General features: G+C 65.1%; 24 protein-coding genes and 3 pseudogenes. 8 read left to right on the forward strand and 19 right to left on the reverse strand.

Features of this window, described 5'->3' with window-relative positions; translation table 11 throughout:
• Positions 1-59 precede the first annotated feature (59 nt).
• Positions 60-1,175, forward strand: coding sequence for an anhydro-N-acetylmuramic acid kinase (locus EJ067_RS07600; RefSeq protein ID WP_126085405.1), 1,116 nt, complete (start codon positions 60-62; stop codon positions 1,173-1,175).
• Here the strand turns inward: EJ067_RS07600 and EJ067_RS07605 are convergent.
• Positions 1,172-1,594, reverse strand: coding sequence for a GNAT family N-acetyltransferase (locus EJ067_RS07605; protein WP_126085406.1), 423 nt, complete (start codon positions 1,592-1,594; stop codon positions 1,172-1,174). The genes EJ067_RS07600 and EJ067_RS07605 overlap by 4 nt on opposite strands.
• Before the next feature lie 157 nt (positions 1,595-1,751).
• Here EJ067_RS07605 and EJ067_RS07610 point away from each other — a divergent pair, with 157 nt between their 5' ends.
• From EJ067_RS07610 to EJ067_RS07620, 3 genes are all read left to right on the forward strand, one after another.
• Positions 1,752-2,291, forward strand: coding sequence for a dihydrofolate reductase family protein (locus EJ067_RS07610; RefSeq protein WP_126085407.1), 540 nt, complete (start codon positions 1,752-1,754; stop codon positions 2,289-2,291).
• 139 nt (positions 2,292-2,430) lie between these two features.
• Complete coding sequence (locus EJ067_RS07615; protein WP_126085408.1) at positions 2,431-2,850, forward strand: GFA family protein; 420 nt, start codon at positions 2,431-2,433, stop codon at positions 2,848-2,850.
• Positions 2,851-2,901: 51 nt separating this feature from the next.
• Complete coding sequence (locus EJ067_RS07620) at positions 2,902-3,819, forward strand: sigma-70 family RNA polymerase sigma factor (protein WP_126085409.1); 918 nt, start codon at positions 2,902-2,904, stop codon at positions 3,817-3,819.
• Between the two features lie 68 nt (positions 3,820-3,887).
• Here EJ067_RS07620 and EJ067_RS07625 read toward each other — a convergent pair.
• A pseudogene (locus EJ067_RS07625) lies at positions 3,888-4,978 on the reverse strand (MFS transporter); the annotation flags it as partial.
• Between the two features lie 48 nt (positions 4,979-5,026).
• Between EJ067_RS07625 and EJ067_RS07630 the strand changes: the two are divergent.
• The gene (locus tag EJ067_RS07630) at positions 5,027-5,566 is read left to right on the forward strand and encodes an Lrp/AsnC family transcriptional regulator (RefSeq protein WP_126085410.1); all 540 of its coding nucleotides are present in this window, start codon (positions 5,027-5,029) and stop codon (positions 5,564-5,566) included.
• Between the two features lie 58 nt (positions 5,567-5,624).
• Here EJ067_RS07630 and EJ067_RS07635 read toward each other — a convergent pair whose 3' ends face one another.
• The 4 genes from EJ067_RS07635 to EJ067_RS35130 all read right to left on the reverse strand — a co-directional run bounded on the left by EJ067_RS07635 (position 5,625) and on the right by EJ067_RS35130 (position 7,419).
• Positions 5,625-5,939, reverse strand: coding sequence for an EthD family reductase (locus tag EJ067_RS07635; protein ID WP_126085411.1), 315 nt, complete (start codon positions 5,937-5,939; stop codon positions 5,625-5,627).
• 85 nt (positions 5,940-6,024) lie between these two features.
• Entirely contained in the window at positions 6,025-6,582 is a 558-nt protein-coding gene (locus EJ067_RS07640) for a hypothetical protein (protein WP_126085412.1), read from the reverse strand.
• A gap of 13 nt (positions 6,583-6,595) precedes the next feature.
• Positions 6,596-6,952 carry a hypothetical protein gene (locus EJ067_RS35125; RefSeq protein ID WP_245468198.1) on the reverse strand — a complete coding sequence of 119 codons (357 nt, stop codon included), beginning with the start codon at positions 6,950-6,952 and terminating at the stop codon, positions 6,596-6,598.
• The gene (locus tag EJ067_RS35130; protein ID WP_245468199.1) at positions 6,946-7,419 is read right to left on the reverse strand and encodes a methyltransferase domain-containing protein; all 474 of its coding nucleotides are present in this window, start codon (positions 7,417-7,419) and stop codon (positions 6,946-6,948) included. The genes EJ067_RS35125 and EJ067_RS35130 overlap by 7 nt, the downstream gene beginning before the upstream one ends.
• 84 nt (positions 7,420-7,503) lie before the next feature.
• On the opposite strand from EJ067_RS35130, the gene EJ067_RS07650 reads away from it, so the two are divergent.
• Positions 7,504-8,430: a LysR family transcriptional regulator gene (locus tag EJ067_RS07650; protein WP_126085413.1), complete on the forward strand. Its 927-nt coding sequence runs from the start codon at positions 7,504-7,506 to the stop codon at positions 8,428-8,430.
• A 40-nt stretch (positions 8,431-8,470) separates the two neighbouring features.
• Here the strand turns inward: EJ067_RS07650 and EJ067_RS07655 are convergent, their stop codons facing one another.
• A complete protein-coding gene (locus EJ067_RS07655; protein WP_126085414.1) occupies positions 8,471-9,616 on the reverse strand; it encodes a DJ-1/PfpI family protein in 1,146 nt (381 codons plus the stop codon).
• A gap of 97 nt (positions 9,617-9,713) precedes the next feature.
• Here EJ067_RS07655 and EJ067_RS07660 point away from each other — a divergent pair, with 97 nt between their 5' ends.
• The gene (locus tag EJ067_RS07660; protein ID WP_210211705.1) at positions 9,714-10,661 is read left to right on the forward strand and encodes a GlxA family transcriptional regulator; all 948 of its coding nucleotides are present in this window, start codon (positions 9,714-9,716) and stop codon (positions 10,659-10,661) included.
• Here EJ067_RS07660 and EJ067_RS07665 read toward each other — a convergent pair.
• Positions 10,658-11,491 (reverse strand): annotated as a pseudogene (locus tag EJ067_RS07665) (helix-turn-helix transcriptional regulator). The gene EJ067_RS07660 and the pseudogene EJ067_RS07665 sit on opposite strands and share 4 nt — an antisense overlap.
• 97 nt (positions 11,492-11,588) lie before the next feature.
• Between EJ067_RS07665 and EJ067_RS07670 the strand changes: the two are divergent.
• Positions 11,589-12,491: an SDR family oxidoreductase gene (locus EJ067_RS07670; protein WP_126085416.1), complete on the forward strand. Its 903-nt coding sequence runs from the start codon at positions 11,589-11,591 to the stop codon at positions 12,489-12,491.
• Between the two features lie 55 nt (positions 12,492-12,546).
• Here EJ067_RS07670 and EJ067_RS07675 read toward each other — a convergent pair whose 3' ends face one another.
• The 11 genes and pseudogenes from EJ067_RS07675 to EJ067_RS07725 form a co-directional block, all read right to left on the reverse strand.
• Positions 12,547-13,254, reverse strand: coding sequence for a GntR family transcriptional regulator (locus EJ067_RS07675; RefSeq protein ID WP_126085417.1), 708 nt, complete (start codon positions 13,252-13,254; stop codon positions 12,547-12,549).
• A gap of 107 nt (positions 13,255-13,361) precedes the next feature.
• Entirely contained in the window at positions 13,362-14,108 is a 747-nt protein-coding gene (locus tag EJ067_RS07680; RefSeq protein ID WP_126085418.1) for an aspartate/glutamate racemase family protein, read from the reverse strand.
• 7 nt (positions 14,109-14,115) lie between these two features.
• Positions 14,116-14,838, reverse strand: coding sequence for an ABC transporter ATP-binding protein (locus tag EJ067_RS07685; RefSeq protein WP_126085419.1), 723 nt, complete (start codon positions 14,836-14,838; stop codon positions 14,116-14,118).
• Positions 14,835-15,614, reverse strand: coding sequence for an ABC transporter ATP-binding protein (locus EJ067_RS07690; RefSeq protein WP_126085420.1), 780 nt, complete (start codon positions 15,612-15,614; stop codon positions 14,835-14,837). Before EJ067_RS07690 ends, EJ067_RS07685 begins: the two co-directional genes overlap by 4 nt.
• 3 nt (positions 15,615-15,617) lie before the next feature.
• A complete protein-coding gene (locus EJ067_RS07695) occupies positions 15,618-16,598 on the reverse strand; it encodes a branched-chain amino acid ABC transporter permease (RefSeq protein WP_126085421.1) in 981 nt (326 codons plus the stop codon).
• Between the two features lie 7 nt (positions 16,599-16,605).
• Positions 16,606-17,472, reverse strand: a complete 867-nt coding sequence (locus EJ067_RS07700; RefSeq protein ID WP_126085422.1) for a branched-chain amino acid ABC transporter permease — start codon at positions 17,470-17,472, stop codon at positions 16,606-16,608.
• A gap of 180 nt (positions 17,473-17,652) precedes the next feature.
• The gene (locus EJ067_RS07705; protein WP_126085423.1) at positions 17,653-18,855 is read right to left on the reverse strand and encodes an ABC transporter substrate-binding protein; all 1,203 of its coding nucleotides are present in this window, start codon (positions 18,853-18,855) and stop codon (positions 17,653-17,655) included.
• A 285-nt stretch (positions 18,856-19,140) separates the two neighbouring features.
• The gene (locus tag EJ067_RS07710) at positions 19,141-19,416 is read right to left on the reverse strand and encodes a hypothetical protein (protein WP_126085424.1); all 276 of its coding nucleotides are present in this window, start codon (positions 19,414-19,416) and stop codon (positions 19,141-19,143) included.
• A gap of 90 nt (positions 19,417-19,506) precedes the next feature.
• Positions 19,507-20,369: pseudogene (locus EJ067_RS07715) on the reverse strand (sigma-70 family RNA polymerase sigma factor).
• Positions 20,369-20,857: a carboxymuconolactone decarboxylase family protein gene (locus tag EJ067_RS07720; protein WP_126085425.1), complete on the reverse strand. Its 489-nt coding sequence runs from the start codon at positions 20,855-20,857 to the stop codon at positions 20,369-20,371. The pseudogene EJ067_RS07715 and the gene EJ067_RS07720 overlap by 1 nt, the downstream one beginning before the upstream one ends.
• Before the next feature lie 188 nt (positions 20,858-21,045).
• The gene (locus tag EJ067_RS07725; RefSeq protein ID WP_126085426.1) at positions 21,046-23,886 is read right to left on the reverse strand and encodes an ATP-dependent Clp protease ATP-binding subunit; all 2,841 of its coding nucleotides are present in this window, start codon (positions 23,884-23,886) and stop codon (positions 21,046-21,048) included.
• Positions 23,887-24,081 lie beyond the last annotated feature (195 nt).

A 24,081-nucleotide genomic window follows, 5' to 3' on the forward strand; every position in this document is an offset into this window, starting at 1 on the left:
GACTTGCCTGCCGGCCCGATCCGTCCGACACGTGGTCAACGGCGATTCGAGGAGCGACCATGGAACCAATCTGGGCCGTCGGCCTGATGACCGGCACGGTGCTCGACGGCAACATCGACGTGGCGCTGATCAGGACCGACGGCGAGCGCATCGCCGACTTCGGCACCTATACTCTGGCTCCCTACCCGCAATCGATCCGGGCGCTTCTCGAAGAGACGCTGCGCCAGGCGCGCGCCTGGAATTTCGAAGGGCCGGAGCCGGCGATCTTCCGCGAGGCCGAGGAAGCGCTGACGCGCGCGCAGGCGGCCGCGGTCAGGGATCTCGTCGAAAGCCAGGGCATGACCATGGCCGATATCGGCGTCGTCGGCTTCCACGGCCAGACCGTGCTGCATCGCGCGCCGCAGCCCGGGCGGATCGGGAGGACGCGTCAGCTCGGCGACGGCGAATTGACGGCGGCGCTGCTCGGCACCAAGGTGGCCTACGACTTCCGCTCGGCCGATGTCGCCGCAGGCGGACAAGGCGCACCTTTGGCCGCCGCCTACCATGCGGCGCTGCTCAAGGAGGCGGACGCCAGCGGCGACACCGCCGTGCTCAATCTCGGTGGCGTCGGCAACATCACCTGGTGGGACGGCAAGGACGCAATCGTCGCCTTCGACACCGGACCGGCCAATGCGCCGGTCAACGATTTCGTCAAGGCGAAGGGTCTCGGCGAGATGGACCGCGACGGCAGACTGGCGGCCGCGGGCACGGTCGACGAGGCGCGGCTCGAGCGGCTGCTGCAGCATCCCTATCTGACGAAACCTTATCCGAAGTCGCTCGACCGCTTCGACTTCACCGCGGCGATGGCCGACGGGCTCGGCGTCGAGGATGGCGCGGCGACGCTGACGGCGTTCACCGTCTCCGCCGTCGGCAAGGCGCTCGACCTGTTGCCGCGCCGGCCGAAACGATTGGCGGTCAGCGGGGGCGGCCGCCGCAACCCGACGATGATGGCGATGCTCGAGAGCCGCGCTCGCGTCGAAGTGGTGCAGGCCGAGGCGCTCGGCTGGAAGGGCGACGCGGTGGAAGCGGAGTGCTTCGCCTTCTTGGCCGTGCGCGTGCTGCGCGGCCTGCCGATCAGCTTTCCGAGCACCACCGGGGTGCCGCAGCCGATGCGCGGCGGAAGGCTGGCGGGTTAAGACAACTTCTTCTGCAGGAAGATGCGGTTGCGGCCGAGCGGGAAGTCGGCAAGCGTGCCGAACGGCTGGTAGCCCTGGCGCTGATAGACCTTGGCGGCGGTTGGATTGAAGGTGTCGATCCAGGCGGCCTGGCAGCCGCGCGCCAGCGCTTCCCGTTCGGCGGCCTCCAGCATACCGGCGGCGATGCGCCGGCCGCGCAACTTTTCGTCGACCCAGAGCCATTGCACGTAGAGCCAGCCCCAGGCGGTGTACCCCGATATGCCGGCGACGATCGCGCCGGCGTCGTCGCGGACGAAGACGGCCAGCGTCTTGCGGCCCGACGCGCCGACATCGCCGTCATTGAAAGCGGTAAGGCTCTCGCCAACAAAGGCAAGGTCCCGCGGCAAGGGCTCGGCCGTGACTTCAAGGGTCGTCTTCATCGCGCTTCCGATCCGGCCGTTTCACTTCCAGGGCATATCGAAGGACCCGAGGCATCGGCAAGCCAACCCTGGTCTTCAAAAAAATTGCCGCGCCACGTATCCCGGAGCGCATCCCGAACGTCCTAGCAGCACCGGCCCTTCAACAGGGGAATTTGTGATGAGGAAATTGATAATCGGCAGCTTCGTCTCGCTCGACGGCGTGATCGAGGCGCCGATGAACTGGGCATCGCCCTTCTTTGTCGGAGATGCGCTGGAACATTCCTATGCCAAGGCCGGCGAGGCGGAGTATTTCCTGCTCGGGCGTGTGACCTACGAGCTGTTTTCCAGCCGATGGCCGCAGATCCAGGGCAAGTATATGGACCGCATGAACGGGCTGAAGAAGCTGGTCGCGTCACGAACCCTGAAAGATGTCGGCTGGAACGCTTCCCTGATCGAAGGCGACGTTGTCGCGGGCCTCGCTGCGATCAAGGCTGAGGGCGGCGGCGACATATTGAAATACGGGATCAGCCAGCTCGATCAGACCCTGCTCGCCGGCAAGCTGGTCGATGAATATCAGCTGTCGATCCTGCCGACGCGGGTCGGCTCCGGAAAGCGCGCTTTCCAGGATGTCGATCCTTCGCTGGTCAGGCTGGAGCTAACGGACACCCGCCGGTTCGAAAGCGGCGTCGTGACGCTGACCTATCGCGTGCTGAAATGACGGCGGCGCGCAATGAACTCGACCATGCCAGATGCCTGCCGCGAGAACCCGTCTCACGCCACGTATCCTTTTATCGCCGGCATACGTCTTGGAGGCAGGCCGGCGCGTGCCGGTCGGCGAGCGCTGAGATTATCGGGATATGCTGAAGACCTACGCAGGAAGCTGCCATTGCGGCAAAGTTCGATTCGAGGCCGATATCGACCTCAGCCGGGGAACCGTCAAATGCAATTGCTCGACATGCACCAAGACTCGCTCCTGGGTGGGGTTCGTCGGTCCTCAGCACTTTCGCCTCACGTCTGGGGCCGAAGCGCAGGCCGAATATCAGTGGATCCCGCCCGGCAGGGAAGCGCCCAGCATCCAGTATCACTTCTGCGCGACCTGCGGCGTGCGCATGCCGGCGCGCGGCGACATCCCGATGCTTGGCGGTATCGTCTTCGCCATTCCGATTGCGGCTCTCGACGGGATCGATCCGGATGAACTGGCGGCCGCGCCGGTGATGCATGTCGATGGCAGGCACGATCGCTTCGATCGGACTCCCGATGACATCAGGACGATGTAAGGTGGGCGGGCCTTGCACCGGTAAGACATGCAGAACGGTATTCGTGTTGTCATGACGATTCAGCCAAGATTTGAGCCCACCGGGCTCTTCGACATTCGTTACGCCGCATTCCTGGAAACGGTCGCGCATTTGCGGCAACGGCTGCACCGCTATTGCTCGCGTATGACCGGCTCGGCGCTCGACGGCGAGGACGTGATGCAGGAAACGCTGTTCGAGATCTATCGCAAGATCGAGATGATCGACGATCCGGGCGCTCTTCGTTCATGGCTGTTTCGCACCGCGCACAACCGCTGCATCGATTTCCTGCGCAACCAGCAAACACGCCGACGCGCCGAAGCCAATTTCGCGGTCGACGAGATCGTTCTGCCGGTCGAACCCGCCGGCCAGGGCGCCGATCGTGCCATCGAACGGCTGGTGATCCACCTGCCTCCGAAAGAACGGGCCTGCATTCTGCTGAAAGACGTCTTCGATCATTCGCTGGAAGAGATTGCCGATCTCGTCGGATCGACGATCGGTGGCGTCAAGGCCGCATTGAGCCGTGGCCGCGCCAAGCTGGCCGCGCTGCCGGAGCAGCCGGCCGTGCGCCATGAGCCTTCGCCAGACCCTGGGCTGTCGAAACTGCTCAACCGCTATATCGAACTCTTCAACCGCCGTGATTGGGACGGTGTGCGGGCATTGACCAGCGCCGACGCGCAACTGCGGGTCTCGGACTGCTTCAGGGGACACTTGTCGGAATCGATCTACTTCGTCGAATATGAAAGGGGCAAGGCGAACTGGCAGATGACGATTGGCGCGGTCGATGACGAGATCGTGCTGCTCGTGCTCCACCGGGACGAAGCCGGCTGGAAACCGGCCTATCCGGTTCGGATCGAAGCCACCAACGGGATCATCAATCGGATCAGCGACTATTATGCATGCCCATGGCTGCTAAGGGCGGCGCGCACGGTCGTTGTTGCGAGCCCGAACTGACTGCGTGGACAGTCAGCCCCGACCGCCACGCCGCGGCCTGCCGCCCAGCATCAATCCGGCGGCGATCAGGCGCAGTTGGCGAAGCCGAGACCTGTGTAGAGCGGGCCGAAGCCGGCGGTGCGATGGTGACCGCAAGATAGGTGACCGCGCTGTTCAGGCCATGATGGGCGCGGCGCGCGGGATCGAGCGCGGTCAGCCGCATCACCAGCACGTTGAGCCCGAATGATTGGCCAGGCCAGGCAGCTGTCGTGCATAAGCAGGCCGAAGACGCCGCTAGCCAAGGCCATAGCGACATAGACCGCGGCGACCAGGAGATAGGCGAAAGGCATGACGCGGCGGGCGCCGAGGCGATCGATGACGCCGTCGAGAAGCGCGGCAGCACCGAAGCCGAGGCCATAGGCGATCGCCGCAAGGCCGTTGGCGCTGACGGGTTCGCCGAGATCCTTATGCAGATGATCGCCGAGATAGCCGTAGACGCGTAGAAGGCGGCATGAAGGCGCCGCAAGCGATCAGCAGCGGCAGGATGCGGCACCGCCAGCGCGCCGGGCGAGGCGCCGGACCGCTTTTCTGGCGTCACGCAGCGAGTTCATCGTCAGGCCGGCGACGGCGGTGCCGGCCAGAAGCGCCACGGCAAAGAAGACGGCGCGCCAATGGATGAGATCGCAAGCACGGCCGACATCGACACGCCGGCGACCATGGACAGCGTCCAGCCGGTCAGCACGACGCCGATGGTGCCGCTTTCGCGGCGGGGCGCGATCGCCGCCGCGCTGGCATAGATCGCCGCATGGCGACGCCGGCGGCGATGCCGGCGACGAACTGGCAGCGACCAGCGCCGCCCCGTCGGCGCCAGGGCGCTGGCGATCAGCGCCAGCGCGAGCAGCAGCAAAGCGCCCTGCAGCATGCGGCGCGCGCCGATCCTGTCGATGTAGCGGGCGAGGAAGAGCGCGCTGGCCGAGGTGCCGAGGCCGAAAGCGGCGGCAGCCGTCATCACCGCCGGCACGCTCGCCCCGAACGATGCCGCGACGGCGGGCGCGATCGGCCCGAGAACCAGCGAGTTGGAGCCGATGACGGCGATGCAGCCGGTGAGCAGGTAGGCCGCCGCCGGAATCGGCATGCGGGGCGCGGCGGTCAGAATTGCTGATTGATCACTGTTCGACATATCTCCATAATGGCCGAATTAAATTCAGCATCAATGGAGAATTTCCATATGGACGCAGAAACAGATGACATTCAGCGGAACAGGCAACCTGCCCGCGAGGTCGACCCGATCGACCGAAAAATATTAGGCGTGCTCGTCGACGATGCGACCATCAGCTATGCCGAGCTTGGCGAGCGTGTTGGCCTCTCGCCGCCGGCCGCGCATGAGCGGGTGAAGCGGCTGCGCCGCAGCGGCGCCATCCGCGCCACTTCGGCGATCATCGATCCGAAGGCGGTGAAGAAGCCGCTGCTCGCCTTCGTGCATATCGACACAAGAGGCTGGGGCAAGACGCCGGAGCTGATGGCGATCTCCGAATGTCCGGAAGTGGAGGAGATCCATTCCGTCGCCGGCGACACCTGCATGCTGCTCAAAGTGCGCACCGAGGACACGCGGGCGCTGGAAGGCCTGCTGTCGCGGATCTACGAGACGCCGGGCGTGGTCTCGACTCGCAGCTATGTCGTGTTGTCGACCTATCTCGAACGGCCGGTGCAGCCGGACATCACGGCCGAATGGCCGACGCCGCGGCACATGGCGACGCCGGTGTACTAGGCTGCATCGAGGCCGATCGGCCATCATTTCATCCGTTCGCCCGCCGAACAGGGCGGGCTCAGACCTCCTTATTGTCGAAAAGGAACATCTGAACACCCGAGTCGTCAGGTGCGTAAATCCGGCGATCCGCCCCGGCCGCTCGTCCCTCCGGGCTTGCGAACGCCTTTTCAAGCGTCGCAAGGTCGTCGAAATACAGCGCTCCGATCCGATGAATGCCGGAGGCTCCCACGGGCGTCGCGATCGGGCCGTCGCTGACCTCGTATTTCCTGAGACCCGGAAGCTTCTTGGCGAGAGGCACGTGGATATCGAAGTAGTGTCGATCAAACGCCTGAACGTCCTTCGGCGTCGGGTAAATAACGACCATAAGGGCCATTGCGGTGCTCCTTTGTTTCGGACACAGCAAGGACGATCCGAAGGATGCGAACGGAACGCGAGGCAGGAAACGCTGATGACCGAGATCATCGAGCGGATGAAGGAGAGCGGAGGGAGTTGAGGCCGCCTGTTTCCTGGTCGCCGGTGGCCGTCGCGGGCTTGGGCTGTGGGCGAGCCAGCAGATAGAAGGCGGCGACATGCGTGACCATCAGCAGGGGCACATAGATGATCGGGATCGCGTAGGTCGCACCCAACTGCCCGGCCTGGGATGGAAGGTCGAGCACGGTGCCGTGATAGTAGTCGACGACAATGTCGACGATTCCGACGACATTGAAGGCGACGACGAGCGGCCAGAAGATCGAAGGCCTCCTCGCCGCCAGCAGCGCCAGCATGGCCAGAAGTCCGGTCGCGAAGTCACCATAGGCGGCAAAGACGGCGAAGCCTGCGGGCAGGTTCGGACCGACGACGCCCGGAAGCAGGAAGACCAGCCCGAAGAAGCGGAAGCTGTGCAGCGTGGCGATGGCGCGCTGCGCCTCGACATGGTCCATGAGCTTGAGCTTTGGCCATATGTAAGTGCCGAAGCAAAGCAGCCAGGGCACATAGCCCAGGACGAGATGGATGTTGAAGATCGTCGCTGGCGACATTTTTCGTCTCCTCTCAGCTCTTGATCGGAACGGCTTCGAACACGGCACTCATGACACCCAGCCGGCCTTCCATCAGATTGCGCCCGAGATTGGCTGCGAAATCCGCGAAACCCGGCCCCATGACGACGCCGAGATTAAGCGAAGGCGGCGGCCCGGACGCCCGCAGCGCCGCGAACCAGGTCTTGGCTTCCGCGGTATCGTCCTGATGGACAAGCGTGCGGAACCCCGCGGCCTCGATCGCCTCGCAGGTCGCGGCGGCGGAGAGCAGGAAGCTTTCCGCCGGCGTCTTCGCCCAGGGCACCGGGTAGTGCGGGTCGCCGCCGTTCAGCACGACGTCGAAGGTGGCGAATTTTCCGCCCGGCTTCAGCATGCGCCGGATCTCGCCATAAAGCAGCGGGCGGTGTTCATCGCCACATGCTGCAGCAACACGACGTCGAAGCCACCGTCGTCGAAGGGAAGCGCCAGAGCGCTGCCGGCCTTGAACGAAACGGTTCCACCCTGCCCCGTCCGTGCAGTCAGATATTGCGCGGCTTCGACGAACGCCTCGCTGAGGTCGATGCCGGTCACCTCGCAGTCGTAGGTCGTGGCGAGAAACCGGGCCGGCCCGCCCACCCCCGATCCGACGTCGAGCACCGACATGCCGGCCGTTATGCCGGCCAATTTGGCGAGCTCGGCCGTCGCGGCGAGCCCGCGGGTGTGGAACTGGTCGAGGGTGGCAAGTTGCTCAGGCTTGAGCCGCTGTCCGTCCGGGCCCAATACGGCCAGCGCCATCTTCAGGCGCTCGGCCAGGCCGGTCGCGCGGTAGTGATCGCGCACGCGATCGAAATCGTCTGTCATTTGCCACTTCCTTCAGGCTTCCAATCCACAACAGAGATACGACCGCTTTGTGCCGGCAACTATCCGCGATAATATCGATGGGTCATGAAGCAGAACTTCACAGTCAGGCATGGCGCGCTTGACGGCGTCGAGGCGTTCCTGAGCGTCGCCAGGTATCGCAATTTCCGCAAGGCGGCGGCGGAGCTTGGCGTCACCCCGTCGGCGATCAGCCAGGCCATACGGACGCTCGAGGCGCGCATCGGCGCCGCGCTCTTCGTCCGCACGACCCGCAGCGTCGGACTGACCGAGGCGGGCGAGCGCTTCTTCGCGCGCGCCCGGCCCGCGTTCGAGGAATTGATCGCCGCCAGCGAGATCGCGCGCGGGATAGGGCAGCGGCCGGCGGGCCTTTTGCGCCTCTCGGTACCGCCCGCGGTGGTGCCGACACTGCTGGAGCCGATGATAGCGTCCTTCTGCCAGGCCTATCCCGAGATCGAGCTGGAGATCGTCGCAAGCGGCGAACTGACCGACCTTGCAGCCGAGGGGTTCGACGCCGGCATCCGCATGGGCGATTTGATCGCGCCCGATATGGTTGCCGTCCGACTGTCGCCGTCCTTCCCGATGATGGTGGTCGGCAGTCCCGATTACCTTCGTTCCCGAACGGTGCCGGAGCGCATCGAGGATCTGCGCCACCACGCCTGCCTGCGCCTGCGTCGATCGAACGGCATAGTCGCGCCGTGGCGCTTTGCCCAAGGCAACAAGGCGATCGAGGCAATCGTCAGCGGACCACTCATCGCGCACGACTACCCCACGCTTCTCGGAGCCGCGATCCAGGGCGCCGGACTTGCCCAGGTGCCCGGCCCGATTGCCAGTTCGCCAATCGCGGACGGACGCCTGAAGACGCTGCTGACGGCATTTGCCGTCAGCTCGCCGGGTGTCTTTCTGTACTACCCGGAAAGGCATCAGGTCCTGCCGAAGCTGCGCGCATTCATCGATCATATCCGCTCGCAAGGCGGCACCGGCGTGCGATCATAAGCCTCTCAAACCCGCGCGCGAGGCGTGGCTCCGTTCGCCCTCATTGCGGCGTCCGCGGATATTCGAGCTGCATGGCGACGAAGTCGGTCGTGCGCGCGCCGTAGCGGGCCGAGATGTCCCGAAGCGCCTGGTCGAGCGCCTTTGCCGGACGCATGTCGGCCGTCGCCGGGACGAGCTGCTCCACCGGCCAGTCTGCCGCGACCTGGTCGGGCAGGATGCGGATGCCGTCGCGGCTGACGATGGCGCCGTCCCTGGCGGCAAAGGTGACCGCGCCCGAGCGATAGGTCCGCGACCACGCGTCGGCGACCAGCGCCAGCGAAACTTCGTCCAGGCCGGGCTCAAGCCGAATACCCAGCTGCTCGTGATTGTAGAAGGCCAGGGTATTGCCGATCGCGGTCGGCGCGAACGGCCGCGTGAATTTGAAGGCGCCGCTGTCGTGCCGCGCATCCCAATGGTCGAGGCCGAGATCGCGGGCGACGGCTTCGGCCTTGTCGCGGCCGGCGATCGCCTCGATCAAGATCAACATCATCGGCATCGACGCCGTAATGCCGGTCGTGGTCGCGACACTGCGGTCGACGACGTAGCGCCGGTCGGGAACGTAGCGAACCGTCGGATGCTTTTTGCGCAGCTCGCTCAGCGAATACCAGTGCGTGGTCGCATGCCTGCCGTCGAGCAGCCCGCTCGCGCCAACCACCTTGGCGCCGGCGCAGACGCCGACCACCATCGCGCCCTTGGCGGATTGGCTTCTCAGCCATTCCATCACCTCGGGGTCGTCATCCCGCATCATGGCGGGGACGATGACATAGTCGGCGCCTTCCGGATGCTCCCCGTCGAACGCCGCTGTCGTCGCGTCGGGCTCCACCTGCAAGGCCGGATGCAGCTTCATAGGCCCCGGCTGCGTCGCCAACGCGACGACATCTGCGACACCGGCGCGGCGCAGGATGCCATAGGGCATCAGGTAATCGGTGGTCTCGGTGCCGTCGTTGATGCCGACGATGGCGATCAGCGGGCGCTCGCGCCTTTGCGGCTTCAATGCCGCGAGCGTGGCTTCGGCCTCCTTGGCGTCGATCGCCGGCTGCATGGCGGCCAGCGACGCCGAGGGCAGCGACAGCAGCCAAGCGGCGCCGGTCGCGGCGAGGATCAGGATGACGCCGAGGGCGCTCCACAGCACGACACGCAGGCTCATGGCTTGCTCCTTCTGATCTAAATGCTTGACGATCAGCCTAGCTCCGATAGGTCTTGTCCGAAATGACATATATCGGGCAAAAACTGCTATGCGCCGAATGATAGGCATCATCATCCATCCAGGCTTCCAGCTGCTGGATGCCGCAGGGCCGGCGGCGGCCTTCGAGCTGGCTGAGCATTTTTGTCCGGGCAGCTACGACCTGAAGATGCTGGCGCCTGGCGGCGGCGAGATCGAGAGCTCGTCCGGGATGCGGCTTGCGGCGCGGCCCCTGTCCGTCGACGTGGCACTCGACACCGCCATCATCTCCGGCGGCGAGATCATCCGCTCGATAACGGCAGCGCAGGAAATCGTTGCGTGGTTGCGGCAGGCCGGCATGCGCAGGACGGCGAGCGTGTGCACCGGCGCCTACCTGCTCGCGGAGGCAGGTCTTCTCGACGGCCGGTCCGCCACCACGCATTGGTGGAGCACGGACGACTTCGCCCGCCGCTATCCGAAGGTGAAGCTCGATGCCGAGCGCATTTTCATCCAGGACGGCGGCGTGTGGACCTCGGCCGGCATTTCGGCGGGCATCGACCTGGCGCTGGCGCTGATCGAGGACGACCTTGGGCCGGCCATCGCGCGGCGCACCGCCCAGCAGCTCGTCGTCCATCAGCGCCGACCCGGCGGCCAGTCGCAATTCTCAGGCCTCATCGAGCTCGGCGGACGCTCAGGCCGCTTCGTGGAATTGATCGAATGGATGCGGACCAATCTCGACCAGCCGCTGACCGTCGAGCGCCTTGCCGACCGCGCGGCCATGAGCCCCAGAAATTTCGCCCGCGTCTTCGCGGCGGAAACCGGCGCCACGCCGGCCAAGGCCGTCGAACGCCTGCGCCTCGAAGCCGCGCGGATGGCGGTGGAAAGCAGCAACGCGGCGCTCGACCGCATCGCCGAGCAGAGCGGCTTCGGCGACGCCGGACGCATGCGCCGCGCCTTCATGAGAAGCTTCGGCCAACCGCCGCAGGCGATCCGGCGCGCGGCGGTCCGAAGCCGACGGATGCGCCGTTAGGTGGAGCGCGACGCGATCAGCGATTGGATGCGTTCGGCGTCCGAGGCGTTTACGGGGTTGTAGACCACCATGCCGAGCTCAGGACGGCCGTCGACCGCGAAAACCGAGAATTCCAGCTCGATCAGGCCGATCTCGGGGTGCCGGAGACGCTTCACCCCTTCGCCGTGAGCGGCAACGAGGTCGTTGTCCCGCCACAGCGCCTCGAATTCCGGACTGGTCCGCGAAAGTTCGTCGACCAGTTCGGCGATTTCCGCGCCGGCGCCGGCGCGCGCGGCATCGGCCCGGAATGACCCGACCACGAAGCGGGCGACACTGAGCCAATCATCCTGCGCGGCGCGCACGCGCGGGTTGCCGAACATCAGGCGCAGGATGTTGCGCTGCTCGCGGGGAATCTTGGAATAGTCGGTCAGCAGCGCGGCGGCGGCGCGGTTCCATGCAACGACGTCCCACGTCGCAGTCTTGATGATTGCCGGACTGGTCTCGAGGGCGTCCAGCACGCGTTGCAGGCGTGGCGTCACGCTGTCCACGTTTCTGTAGCGGACCTCCGGCGGACGCCCGAGGCCCAGCATGAACAGGTGCTCGCGTTCGGACTCGGTCAGCATCAGGCCGGTGGCGATGCGGTTGAGCACGTCCGCCGACGGCGCGCCGCCCCTGCCCTGCTCCAGCCAGGTATACCAGGTCGGGCTGATGTTGGCGCGCTACGCCACCTCTTCGCGGCGTAATCCTTGCGTGCGCCGGCGCCCGGTGGCGAAGCCGAAGGCGACCGGATCGAGGCGCATGCGTCGATCCCGCAGGAAATTGCCGAGCTTGTTGACGGTCTCCGCAGGCATGGCGATCCTGTTGATGATTATACCATGATAAAGTCACTACTTTAACAGGATGATTTATAACGCGAAAAGGACCTCCGAACAACCTAGGAGATCTCCCATGCGTGTATTCCTTACCGGCGCGACCGGCTTCATTGGTTCCAGAATCGTGCCCGAACTTCTTGCCGCCGGGCATCAGGTGCTTGGCCTGACCCGCTCCGATGCCGGTGCGCGGTCGCTTGCGGCCGCCGGCGCCGAGGCGCATCGCGGCGACCTCGAAGACCTCGATAGCCTTCGCGATGGCGCCGCAAAATCGGACGCGGTGATCCACACCGCCTTCGACCACATTTTTTCGAATTTCGTCGCGAATTGCGAGAAGGACAAGCGCGTGATCGAGGCGCTCGGCGCCGCGCTCGCCGGCTCGGACCGGCTGCTCATCATCACGTCAGGTGTGGGCATGGGCTCTGCCGAACACGGGCAGCCGGCGAAGGAAGACGTGTTCAACACCGACCATCCCAATCCGCGCATCCTGTCGGAGCTTGCCGGCACGGCGATGGCTGAGAAGGGTGTCAAAGTATCGGTGGTGCGCCTGCCGCAGGTGCATGACACGGTGAAGCAGGGCCTGATCACGCCGCTCATCGACCTGACGCGCGCCAAGGGCGTCTCGGCCTTTGTCGGCGAAGGCCGCAACCGGTGGTCGGCGGGGCATGTGCTCGATGTCGCGAAGCTCTACCGTCTGGCGCTGGACAAGCAGGAAGCCGGCGTGCGCTACAACGCCGTCGCCGAGGAAGGCATTTCCGTGCGCGAGATCGCGCAAGTGATCGGCGCCGGCCTCAACGTGCCGGTGGTCTCGCTCTCACAGGAAGAAGCGGCGAATCATTTCGGATGGCTTTCGATATTCGCGGGCCTCGATATGCCAGCTTCGAGCGAATGGACGCGTGCGCATCTCGGCTGGCAGCCAACCGGCCCCGGCCTTATCGCCGACCTCGAGCGGATGGATTATTCGCACGCGGCGGCGGCCTAGCCGGCTTGCCGGGCGGTTCGGCGCTCAAGCCGAACCGCTTCAGGTGTCTGCTGCTTCAGAAGCGCAGCAGATCCGAGAGGCTGTCCGACTTCTCCACCTTGTCGGTGAGGTCGAGCCCCGACAGCAGATCGACCAGGTGGCTGTTCATCAGGGCGGCGGCATTGGCGCTGTCGCCGGCTTCGATCGCGTCGACCAGCGCGTGATGGGCGTGCTTCTCGCAGGTCGCGTCGCGGCGCTTCCAATAGAGCGCGATGATCAGCGAGGAATGCGAGACGAGGTCGCGCACGAAGTTGGTGAACACCGAGTGCGCGGCGATCTCGGCGATGCCGACATGAAAGCGCGCCGACAGCATGATGGCGTCACTGTCACGGCCGTCATGCAGCGCCTGATGCTCCTTCTCCAGATGCGCGCGCAGCTGCGCGATATCCGATGGCACCGCCGCCTTGGCGGCAAGTGCCGCCACCTTGGGCTCGATCAGCGCCCTCGCCTCGAACACCTCGCGCGCCTCGATCTTCGAGGGCTGCGCGACGAAGGCGCCGCGATTGGGCTCCAGCCGCGCCAGCCGGTCATGCGCCAGGGCCTGCAGGGCGGCGCGGACGACGGTGCGGCTCACCGAATAGATCGATGCCAGCTCGTCTTCCGGCAGCTTGGTGCCCGGTGCGAGACGATGGCTGACGATGGCGTCCCTCAGCCCATAGTAGATCGGCGACCAGCGCGCTGCCGGCCTGTCATCGCGATCGTCTTCCTTAAGTACCGTCAACATGCTTTCAATGCGCAGACCCGATCCGGCCTGATCTGCCCCCAAATCGCCAGCAGCCGATTCAATCTAATATCGCTCGCGCCCCGGTCAATCCCGCCGAATTCGTCGTGCTAACCTTGCGAACCGGCGCCTGCCGGCGACGCCGAGGCAAAGATACCGGCGAAACGCTTGCTGCGCGGCGCGGCATAGCCGCCGACCTTCGATGTCTTCAGACCGACCTTGAGCAAGCTCTCGGCCAGCGTCACCGCGCAGACGACGCCGTCGAGGACGGGAACGCCATGCTGCTGCGAAAGCTCGTGGGCGAGGTCGGCCATGCCGGCGCAGCCAAGCACGATCGCCTCGGCGTGATCCTCGCGGACGGCGCGCGCGATCTCGTCCGATATCTTGTGCCTGGCATTGGAGCCGGGCTGTTCGAGGTCGAGCACTGCCACTTCGGAGGAGCGCACCTTGGCGCAGCGCGAGGCAAGCCCGTATTTCGCCAGATTGTGCTCGATGGCGGGGACCGAGCGGGCAAGCGTGGTGACGACGCTGAACTTGCCGGCGACGAGGCTGGCGAGATGGAAGGCCGCCTCGCCGATGCCGATGACCGGAGCTTCCGTCGCGCAGCGCGCGGCATCGAGCCCGGTGTCGTCGAAGCAGGCGATCACATAGGCGTCGGCCGCAGGTGCCTTGCCCATCTCGGCGATGATGCCCGGCACGGCGAAGACCTCGTCGAAATAGCCCTCGATGCTCGGCGGACCGTCGGCCGGATTGACGGCGACGATCTCGGTTCCCGTGGAGGCAACGCTTGCCGCCGCCTTGCCGATCTTGGCGGTCATCGACGCGGTCGTGTTGGGGTTGATAACGAGTATGCGCATGCGAACCTCAGATCTCGCCGCCGAGATAAAGACGCTTGACCCGGTCGTCGGTCAGCAATTCGGCGGAGTTGCCGCTCAGCGCGACGCTTCCGGTGGTCAGCGCATAGGCGCGCTGCGAGATGCGAAGCGCCATGCGAGAATTCTGTTCGACCAGCAAAACGCTGACCTTCTCGTCGCGGTTGATGGCGACGATCGAGCGGGCGATGTCCTGGACGAGCTTCGGCGCGACGCCGAGCGACGGCTCGTCGAGCAGCAAAAGCTTCGGTTTCGCCATCAGCGCGCGGCCGATGACCAGCATCTGCTGCTCGCCGCCGCTCATCGTGCCGGCGGCCTGCGAGAAGCGCTCCTTGAGCCGGGGAAAACGGCCCAGCACCATCTCCATCGACGCGGCGATCTCGGCTTTGCTCGAGCGCGTGAAGGCGCCCATCAGGAGGTTGTCCCTGACCGTCATATAGGGGAAGACCCGCCTGCCCTCCGGCACCATGGCGATGCCCATCTTGACGATCTCGTCGGGGGCGGCGCCGTCGATGCGCCGGCCGTTGTAGTGGATCTCGCCGGACCTGATCCTGTTGAGGCCGGTGATGGCGCGAAGGATCGACGACTTGCCGGCGCCGTTGGCGCCGATCAGGGCGACGGTCTCACCCTCGTTGACCTCGAGCGAGACGCCCTTCAGCGCGTAGACGTGATCGTAATAGAGCTTGACGCCGGCGAAGTTCAGGATCTGGTTCATAGGCCGATCGCCTCGTCTTCGCTGCCGAGATAGGCCTCTATCACCTTCTCGTCGGCCTGGATTTCGGACGGCGTTCCCTCGGCGATCTTCTGCCCGAAATTGAGGACCACGATGCGGTCCGAGATCTTCATCACGGCCGGCATGTCGTGCTCGACGAGCAGGATGGTGAGGCCGAGATCACGCAAGCGCCGCACCATCGCCACCATGCGCATCGTCTCTTCGTGGTTCATGCCGGCGAAGGGCTCGTCGAGCAGCAGGATGGAAGGGTTGGTGGCAAGGCCGACGGCAATGCCCAGCGCCCGCAGATGGCCATGCGGCAGGTTGCGGGCGGTCTCATCGGCAAGCGAAGCCAGGCCGAGCAGCGCCAGGATCTCGTCGGCCGATGCGCCGAAAGCTGCCTCGTCGGCGCGCGCGGTGCCGGTGCCGAGGAAGAAGCCGAAGAGGTTCGCCTTCGAGCGCAGATGGTGCGCGATGATCACGTTGTCGCGCACGCTCATGTTCTTGAAGATCGTTGTCTCCTGGAACGTGCGGACGACGCCCTTGCGGGCGGCGATATGCGGCGCCATGCCGGAGATGCGCTCGCCTCTCAGGCGCACCTCGCCCGATGTCGGCCTGAGGAACGACGAGATCAGCTTGAACAGCGTCGACTTGCCGGCGCCGTTCGGGCCGATGACCGACAGGATCTCCTTCTCGCGCACCGAGAAGGAGACGTTGTTGACCGCGACCAGGCCGCCGAAGCGTTTGCTGAGACCGGAGACTTCGAGCATTTCGGCCATGGCTCAAGCCTTCTTGCCGGTTGAAGTCGTGAGGCTGAGCAGGCCGTTGGGCAGCACCAGCATCAGGACGATCATCAGGCCGGAATAGATCAGGAGCTGGAACTCGCCGGTCTGGAACAACAGGTCCCAGCCGAAATAGAGCACCAGCGTGCCCAGCATCGGCCCGAACACGTAGCCAAGGCCGCCAAGGAAGCAGTTCAGCATGAAGTTGACGGAATCGGTGACCGTGAAGCTCGACGGATAGATCGATTGCGAAATGGCGGCAAAGATGGCGCCGGCGACACCGCCGAAGAAGGAGGAGACGGCATAGGCGATGACGCGCAGATAGGCGATGTTGACGCCGATCGAGGAGGCAAGCTCCTCGTTCTGCTGCAGCGACTGACAAAGCTTGCCGATGCGCGAATGGACCAGCCGATACATCACGCCGAAGCACACCACCATCAGCGTGACCGCCAGCAAATAGAAGGCGAGCCGCGAATTCTGCAGCGTGGCGAAATCAGGGATGATCGTCAGGCCGAACACCGACAGCGCGCCGGGCAGCGGGATGCTGACGATGCCCTTGGCGCCGTTGGTGATCGGCAGCGCCAGCGCGAGCAGGCGCGCGACCTCGGTCAGCGTCAGCGTCACCATTGCGAAATAGACGCCGCGCAGGCGCAGGATCGGCAGGCCGATCAGCACGCTCGCGGCGGCGCAGAAGAGACCGGCGACGGGCAGCGTCAGCCAGAACGACCAGCCGTGGTTCGTCACCAGTATGGCCGAGACATAGCCGCCCATCAGCGCATAGGCGCCCTGGCCGATGTTGATGCGGCCGATGTAGAAGGTGAGCCAGACGCCGGCGCTGGCGATGCTGAGCAATGCCACGGAGGTCAGGGTGTAATAGAGGTCGGTGCGGCCGCTTGCCGAGATCGCGACCGGCACGGCGACGAAGACGATCGCCAGGAAGGCTGCGACCGAAGCGATCTTCATGTTGCGATTGCGGGTCATGGCGCGGTCAACCCCACGGCTTGCCCATCAGCCCGTTGGGGCGGATCGACAGGAACACCATCAGGGCGGCGAAGATGACGAGATAGGTGACGTCGCCATATTCGCGCAACGCGGTCAGGCCGACCGACTCCATCATGCCGAGGATGAAGCCGCCGGCGATCGCCCCGCCGACAACGCCGGCTCCGCCGATCATCACCATCAGGAAGGCCTTGATCGAAATCGGTCCGCCGATACCTGAATTGACGCCGGTGATGGTGACAAGCAGGCCGCCGACAACGCCGGCGAGCATCGCCCCCATGGCGAAGCCGATCATCGAATAGCGGTCGACCCGCACCCCCATCAGCTGGGCGGCGACACGGTCCTGGGCGAGCGCGCGCATGGCGCGGCCGACGCGGCTGTATTGCATGTAAAGCACGAAGGCAGCGATGAAGACGATGGCCAGAGCGCCGACGACCAGCCGGTCGTAAGGCAGGATGATACCGGCCTCGTTGAAGACGCCCTTGACTATCTTGGGGACGCCGCGCTGCTTCTCGCCGAAGATGAGCAGGATGATGGCGTCGAAGAAGAAGGCCGTCGCGGCGGCAAGCAGCATCGTGCTCTCCTCGCGATGGCTGCGCCGGATGACGGTTCGGAAGAGGAACTTCTCCATCAGCGCGCCGATGACGGCGAGCGTGATGCCGGACGCTAGCAGCGCCACCACGAAGGGCAGGCCGAGCTGGCCGTAGACGGTATAGGTGATGAACCCGCCCAGAACATACATCTGCCCATGGGCAAAGTTCAGCACGTTCATCAGGGCGAAGATCAGGGTGAGACCCAGCGCGATCAGCGCATACTGGGCACCGAGATATAATCCGTTGGCGATGACCTGTTCCATGGACACCTTCGATCTTCCACGGGGCCCGGAACACCGTCCGGACCCCGGCATGCGGGAGGAAGCAACCTAGGAACCCGTCTCTAGATCAGGATGATGTTTCATTGAATCGCCATCCTGATCCAACCCTTGCTGGAGCATGATCTTCTCCGAAAACCGGTTCCCACTTTTCGGGATCATGCTCTAGTCGACGGAGCCGACGAACAGGGTCTGGAATGCGCCGTCCTTGTATTCGTTGACCACCATTGGCACGGCGAGCTGGCGCTTCTGGCCGAACGAGGTTGCGCCGACATAGCTCAGCTTGGCGTCGCCCTTCAGGAAGGGGTTGGGCGCAGAGAAAGTGTCCATGGTCTTCTTGAATTCGGCGACGTCGTTGATGGCTACCGGATTGGCCTTGAGCGTGTCGAGGATATACTCCAGCGCGTAGACCTTGGTGTTGGACTCGTCGTTATACTCGCCGAACATCTTGGTGTAGCGGGTGACGAACTCCTTCATCTCATCCGAAGCAATCTCCGGCGTGGAGGCGCCGCCGACGGAGATGAAGCCATTGGCATACTCGCCGGCGCCCTCCTCCAGAACCTTGGCGTCCTGCGCCGTCTCGGTCGAGATCAGGCCCTCATAGCCGAGCTCGCGGGCGGCGCGGATGAGGAGCGGCGCGTTGGCCGGCGCCACACCCGACAGCACCAGCAGATCGGGCTTCAGCGCCACGATCGGCGTCAGCACCGGCGTGAAGTCACGAGTGTCGTTCTGGTAGGTGTCGTTCTGCGCGACGACATCGAGCCCGAGCGCCTTGGCCGCCTCGACACCGCTGTCACGCTGGCTGAGCGGGTCGGATTCGTTCGCGGCGACAAAGGCGATCGTCTTCACGCCCTTGTTTTCCTTGAGATATTTGTAGATCGCCGGACCCGATTGGTAGTTGGCGATCATGCCAAGCACGGCGTTCGAGGCCGGCTTCTGGTAGAGCGCCTTGGGGAAGGCGTAGGGGAAATAGATGATGCCGTTTGCCTCGGCGACGGGGCGCACCGCGGCGGCGCCGTCATCGACATTCGGTCCGACCACATAATGGATGCCCTCCTGCGCCATCTTTTCCATGCCGGCGATGGCGCGCTTGGGGTCCTTCTGGTCGTCGAAGGTGACGATGTTGATGTTGTAGGTGTCCTCGCCGATCTTGACGCCGCCTTTTTCGTTGAGCCAGGCGGCGCGCGTCTGCATCGAGCGCACATTGGAGGTGCCCCAGGCGGCGGCAGGGCCGCTGGTGACGCCAACGAAGCCGATTTTCAGTTCCTTGTTTTCGGCCTGCGCGGAAGGAATGCCAACGGCGGCAATCGCCAGGGCCGAGACGGCGCCAAGCACCATCGATTTCAGAGTCGAGCGTCGGTTCATCATTTTGCAGTTCCCCTTGGTTATCGCGCTTTGTGTTTTGCTCGTAGGCTACGCGGATACCTAAAGGGAAACTCACTGCGAAAGATTGTCAACATCTTTCTTGGTTATTGTATACAATTTTTGGAAAGAATGTGTGCGATGCGCGATCGCCCACGGCGAGGCAGTGCTCAAGGGGATGACCGCCGAACGGCAGCCATCCTCGGTGAACCCGATCAGCGTTCGCGGAAGAGGAACAGAAAGGCTTGTCGACGACTGGCGCGCGCGATGAACGCGCGTCGCGGGCGGCAGCTATTTTCCGCAGTGATGGTCGTTGATCTTGTTCAACGCATTCGCGTCCGGCCCCGTCCGGTGATAGGAGCAGGCACCCGCCGCCGTGGTGACCAGCATGGCGTCATAATAGCGTGGCCCGCCGAACAGGACGTCGATGAGGTCGCCTTCGGCCGGAACATAGCGTTCTTGCTCGACAGAACGCTTGTGGTGCCGGTCGCCGGCGAACGCCGGGCCGGACACGCCAATGGCCGCAGCCAGAACGAGAGCGGAGATCGCAAGGCTTTTCGTCGTCATCGTCAGCAACCCTTCTGGCCGTCCGTACCCAAACATATAGCCAAAATCGCCAGCGCAACAAAGGTTCCGTCAGCGGCCTTGCAGGTGGAGCTAATGCAGGTGCTTCAGCTTGTCGGGGTTGCGCATCACATAGATCGCCGTGATCTTGCCGTCCTCGATGTCCAGCGCGGTCGTCTGCAGCTCGCCATCGGCCTCGAGCGTGACGAAGCCGGGCAACCCGTTGATGAAGCCAAAGCGGACAAGCTGCGAGCGATTGTCCTGAAGCCAGGCGACGACGGTCTCGTATTGCTTCATGACGGCGGCATGGCCGAAGACCGGCGCGACAGCCGCCGGGCGCTTGCCGCCGCCATCGGCATGGGCGCTGACATCGGCGCTCAGCATCGTGCCGAGCGCCTTCATGTCGCCGCTGCGCGAGGCGTTGAAGAAGGCTTCCGCAAGCTCAAGGCCGCGCTCTCCTTCTCGACCTTGAAGCGCGGCCGCGCCTCGCGGACATGGCTGCGGGCGCGGGCGGCGAGTTGGCGGCAGGCGGCCGGATCGCGCTCGATCTCCTCGGCGACCTCCTCGAACTGCAGCCCGAACACGTCGTGCAGCAGGAAGGCCGCCCGCTCGAGCGGCGACAGGCGCTCCAGCGCCAGCATCAGCGGCAGGCTGACGTCATCGACCTCGTCGTCCTCGACGACCGGCTCGGGAAGCCAGGAGCCGACATAGGTCTCGCGCTGGTGGCGGGCGGATTTGAGCTGGTCCAGGCAGAGGCGCGTGACGGTGCGGCGCAGGAAGGCCTCGGGCTCGCGCACGTCGGCGCGGTCGGCCCTCATCCAGCGGATGAAGGCCTCCTGCACCATGTCCTCGGCGTCGGCCACGGAGCCCAGCATGCGGTAGGCGACCCGCATGAGCTTCGGGCGCAGCGGTTCGAACACCGCCGCCGCGTCTGCGGATGACGCCGGTTCCGCCATCAAGCGGCGGCCGCCTTGCTGGCAGCCTTCGCATTGGCGGCCTTCACGGCCGCCGGGTCGACGAAGCCGCCGAAGCCGACCGCGATGCGGTTCCAGCCGTTGATGATGTTGATCATCAAGGTGATCTTCACCCGCTCCTCCTCGGTGAAATGGTCCTTCAGCGCTTCATACGCAGCCTCATGCGTATGGCCTTCGCTGATCCGCGTCAGAGCCTCGGTCCAGCCAAGCGCGGCGCGCTCGCGGTCGGTATAGCACGGCGCCTCGCGCCAGGCCGCCAGCAGATAGACGCGCTGCTCGGTCTCCCCGCGTTCACGGGCATAGGTCGTGTGCATGTTGATGCAGTTGGCGCAGCCATTGATCTGGGAGGAGCGTATCTCGATGAGCTCTGCGAGCGCCGGATCGAGGCTGGAAGCGATGGCCAAAGAGGCGCGATGCCACTCCTTCATCAGCGACGGAGCGGCGGCGAGAGGGTCAAGTCTGGCAGGCATGGTCGGTTCCTTTCGTTGGTTCCGACCTCAAGACGAGTGAGGACCCGCCCAATGTGACACGGCGCGGATTTTTTTGCGCCCCAAGCCCACTACTCGCCCGAGCCCCTACTCGCCCAAGCCCTACTCGCCCCAAGCCCCTACTCGCCCCAAGCCCTTACTCGCCCCAAGCCCTTACTCGCCCCAAGCCCCTACTCGAAGGAGTAGGTGAAGCCCTCCTTGGACGCGCCGACGGTGACCTTCGTCATCTTGGCGCCCTCCAGCGCGCGGTTGAGCACGCCGCGGCTGAGCTCCGGCAGTAGCGTGTTGGTGAGGATGGCATCGATCATGCGGCCGCCGGATTCGATCTCGGTGCAGCGCGCCTTGACCAGGTCCATGACGCCGTCGCCGATCACCAGTTCGGCATCGTTGGTTGCCTTGAGGCGCTTGGCGATCTTGCCGAACTGGTGCCGGGCGATCGCCTCGATCATCGAATCCGAGAGCGGATAATAGGGTATTGTGACGACCCGGCCGAGGAAAGCCGCCGGAAACACTTTCAGCAGCGGCGCGCGCAGGGCCGCGTCGAGATCGTCGATGCCGGTCCGCACGGTGCCGTTCTTGGTGCGGCCCATGATGACGTCCGAGCCGACATTCGAGGTGAGCAGGATCAGCGTGTTCTTGAAGTCGATCCGCCGGCCTTCGCTGTCATCCATCATGCCCTTGTCGAAGACCTGGAAGAAAATCTCGTGCACGTCCGGATGCGCCTTCTCGACCTCGTCGAGCAGGATCACCGAATAGGGCTTTCTGCGCACCGCCTCCGTCAGGATGCCGCCCTTGCCGTAACCGACATAGCCGGGCGGCGCGCCCTTCAGCGTCGAGACGGTGTGCGCCTCCTGGAATTCGGACATGTTGATGGAAATCAGGTTCTGCTCGCCGCCATAGAGCGTCTCGGCGAGCGCCAGCGCGGTTTCGGTCTTGCCGACCCCGGACGGGCCGCAAAGCAGGAACACGCCGACCGGCTTTTCCGGAGCGCCGAGGCCGGCGCGGCTGGTCTGCACGCGTTTGGCGATCATCTCCATCGCGTGGTCCTGGCCGACCACGCGCTCGGACAGGGTCGCGGCAAGCCTCAGCGCCTTTTCGGTCTGACTGGACAGCATCCGTCCGGTCGGGATGCCGGTCCAGTCCTGCACCACGGCGGCGACCGCATTGCGGTCGACCGAGGGCAGGATCAGCGGCGTCTCGCCTTGCGCCGCGGCAAGTTCCGCCATCAATTCACGCAGCCGCGCGAGGTCGGGGGCCGGAGCCGCCGGTTCCTCGGCAATTGTCTGGGCAACGGCCGCCTCGGCCTTGGCCGCTTTGCCCTTGGCTGCCTTGCCTTTCGAACCCTTGGATTTGACGGGGTTGGCTTCAGCCGCCCTGTTTTCAGGCGCCTTCGCCTCGGACGCTTCGGACGCAGCCGGCTCAGCCGCAGCGCTTTCCCCGCCGGCCTCCTCGGCCGCCGCATCGAGCGGCACGCCCTCGCCGCGCAATTTGGCGCGCAGGTCGAGGATCTCGCTCACCAGCGCTTTTTCCCGATCCCAGCGCGCCTGGGCGGCGGCCAACGTCGTCTCGGTTTCCGCCAGCCCGGCGTCGACCCTGGCCTGCCGGCCGGCGACATCGATGCCGATCGCCGCCTCGCGGCCGATGATGCCGCTCTCGACCTCCAGCGCCTGGCGGCGGCGAAGAATGTCCTCGACCTCGGCCGGCGTCGCGTGCTGCGAGATAGCGACACGTGCGCAGGCGGTATCGAGCAGGCTGACGGCCTTGTCCGGCAGCTGCCTGGCCGGGATGTAGCGGTGCGAAAGCGCGACCGCCGCCTCGATCGCCTCGTCCAGGATCTGGACCTTGTGGTGCTGCTCCAGAACGCCGGCGACACCGCGCAGCATCAGCACGGCCACCGCTTCCGACGGCTCGTCGATCTTGACCACCTGGAAACGGCGCGTCAGCGCCGGGTCCTTCTCGATGTGCTGCTTGTATTCGGCCCAGGTCGTGGCGGCGATGGTGCGCAGCTCGCCGCGCGCCAGCGCCGGTTTCAAGAGATTGGCGGCGTCGCCTGTGCCCGCCGCACCACCGGCGCCGATCAGCGTGTGCGCCTCGTCGATGAACAGGATGATCGGCACCTCGGAGGCCTGGACCTCGTCGATGACGGCCTTGAGCCGCTTCTCGAACTCGCCCTTGACGCTGGCGCCCGCCTGCATCAGCCCGACATCGAGCATGCGCAGGCTGACGTTCTCAAGCGTCGGCGGCACGTCGCCCTGGGCGATGCGCAGCGCAAAACCCTCGACCACCGCCGTCTTGCCGACGCCGGCTTCGCCCGTCAGGATGGGGTTGTTTTGCCGGCGTCGCATCAGGATGTCGACGATCTGCCGGATCTCCGGATCGCGGCCGATCACCGGATCGATCTTGCCGTCGCGGGCGCGCTGGGTGAGGTCGGTGGCATATTTCGCCAGCGCCGAATCCCCGCCGGGTCCGCGCTTCATCGGCGTCTCGGCGGCGGCAGCAGCAGGTGGTGAGCCGGCTTCGAGCGAGCCTTCGGTAACATCGGCGAAGCGGGAGATGACGCCGTCGGCGTCGATCTTGTCGAACTCGGCGCTGATCTTCGACACCAAGCCTTCCAGCACCGGCGTCTTCAGGCAGGCAAGCAGGATGTGGGCGCTGCGCACCTCCTCCACGCCGAATTCCAGCGTCGCCAGATTCCAGCCTTCCTGGATGGCGTGGAAGATGTGGTCAGAGAACTCCTCGATCGAAGTAGCGCCGTAGGGCAGCTTGTCGATCGCGCGGGTCATGTCTGCCGAGAGTCGACTTAAATCCACTCCGGCGTCGGCGAGGATCAGCAGGACGTCCGAGCGATCGGAGAGCACCAGCTGTTCTATGAAGTGGACGAGCTCGACATAGGGATTGCCGCGCAGCTTGGCCGTGTCGGCCGCAGCCTTGAAGGCGCGCACCCCCGTGGCATTGAGCTTGGCGACCAGTTCCTTACGCTTGAAGCTCTGCGATGACCGGCGCTGTTCCATCGAACCTGCTCCCGCAATCTGCCGACCGTACCCTGCCATATAAGAGGCAGCTTGACAAAGCCGTGTGACGGGCCGTGTGACGGACAAGGCGTTTGGACCCGTCCGGGCGGCACCGCCCGGTTACACAAGCTCTGCAATCTTGTGCAACAAACACCGGATCGCGGCCCGGGCTATGCGAGCCATTTCACATACCCG

This window comes from Mesorhizobium sp. M1D.F.Ca.ET.043.01.1.1 (assembly GCF_003952385.1).
Taxonomy (GTDB): domain Bacteria; phylum Pseudomonadota; class Alphaproteobacteria; order Rhizobiales; family Rhizobiaceae; genus Mesorhizobium.

Bases quoted from the DNA above. Each gene is read 5' to 3' on its own strand.
- EJ067_RS35130 (WP_245468199.1), bottom strand. From the start codon at position 7,419: ATGACAGACGATTTCGATCGCGTGCGCGATCACTACCGCGCGACCGGC.
- EJ067_RS07660 (WP_210211705.1), top strand. From the start codon at position 9,714: ATGATAGGCATCATCATCCATCCAGGCTTCCAGCTGCTGGATGCCGCA.
- EJ067_RS07655 (WP_126085414.1), bottom strand. From the start codon at position 9,616: ATGAGCCTGCGTGTCGTGCTGTGGAGCGCCCTCGGCGTCATCCTGATC.
- EJ067_RS07680 (WP_126085418.1), bottom strand. From the start codon at position 14,108: ATGCGCATACTCGTTATCAACCCCAACACGACCGCGTCGATGACCGCC.
- EJ067_RS07605 (WP_126085406.1), bottom strand. From the start codon at position 1,594: ATGAAGACGACCCTTGAAGTCACGGCCGAGCCCTTGCCGCGGGACCTT.
- EJ067_RS07685 (WP_126085419.1), bottom strand. From the start codon at position 14,838: ATGAACCAGATCCTGAACTTCGCCGGCGTCAAGCTCTATTACGATCAC.
- EJ067_RS07725 (WP_126085426.1), bottom strand. From the start codon at position 23,886: ATGGAACAGCGCCGGTCATCGCAGAGCTTCAAGCGTAAGGAACTGGTC.
- EJ067_RS07610 (WP_126085407.1), top strand. From the start codon at position 1,752: ATGAGGAAATTGATAATCGGCAGCTTCGTCTCGCTCGACGGCGTGATC.
- EJ067_RS07600 (WP_126085405.1), top strand. From the start codon at position 60: ATGGAACCAATCTGGGCCGTCGGCCTGATGACCGGCACGGTGCTCGAC.
- EJ067_RS07720 (WP_126085425.1), bottom strand. From the start codon at position 20,857: ATGCCTGCCAGACTTGACCCTCTCGCCGCCGCTCCGTCGCTGATGAAG.
- EJ067_RS07690 (WP_126085420.1), bottom strand. From the start codon at position 15,614: ATGGCCGAAATGCTCGAAGTCTCCGGTCTCAGCAAACGCTTCGGCGGC.
- EJ067_RS07630 (WP_126085410.1), top strand. From the start codon at position 5,027: ATGGACGCAGAAACAGATGACATTCAGCGGAACAGGCAACCTGCCCGC.
- EJ067_RS07650 (WP_126085413.1), top strand. From the start codon at position 7,504: ATGAAGCAGAACTTCACAGTCAGGCATGGCGCGCTTGACGGCGTCGAG.
- EJ067_RS07615 (WP_126085408.1), top strand. From the start codon at position 2,431: ATGCTGAAGACCTACGCAGGAAGCTGCCATTGCGGCAAAGTTCGATTC.
- EJ067_RS07620 (WP_126085409.1), top strand. From the start codon at position 2,902: ATGACGATTCAGCCAAGATTTGAGCCCACCGGGCTCTTCGACATTCGT.
- EJ067_RS35125 (WP_245468198.1), bottom strand. From the start codon at position 6,952: ATGCTGAAGCCGGGCGGAAAATTCGCCACCTTCGACGTCGTGCTGAAC.
- EJ067_RS07705 (WP_126085423.1), bottom strand. From the start codon at position 18,855: ATGATGAACCGACGCTCGACTCTGAAATCGATGGTGCTTGGCGCCGTC.
- EJ067_RS07640 (WP_126085412.1), bottom strand. From the start codon at position 6,582: ATGTCGCCAGCGACGATCTTCAACATCCATCTCGTCCTGGGCTATGTG.
- EJ067_RS07710 (WP_126085424.1), bottom strand. From the start codon at position 19,416: ATGACGACGAAAAGCCTTGCGATCTCCGCTCTCGTTCTGGCTGCGGCC.
- EJ067_RS07675 (WP_126085417.1), bottom strand. From the start codon at position 13,254: ATGTTGACGGTACTTAAGGAAGACGATCGCGATGACAGGCCGGCAGCG.
- EJ067_RS07635 (WP_126085411.1), bottom strand. From the start codon at position 5,939: ATGGCCCTTATGGTCGTTATTTACCCGACGCCGAAGGACGTTCAGGCG.
- EJ067_RS07695 (WP_126085421.1), bottom strand. From the start codon at position 16,598: ATGACCCGCAATCGCAACATGAAGATCGCTTCGGTCGCAGCCTTCCTG.
- EJ067_RS07700 (WP_126085422.1), bottom strand. From the start codon at position 17,472: ATGGAACAGGTCATCGCCAACGGATTATATCTCGGTGCCCAGTATGCG.
- EJ067_RS07670 (WP_126085416.1), top strand. From the start codon at position 11,589: ATGCGTGTATTCCTTACCGGCGCGACCGGCTTCATTGGTTCCAGAATC.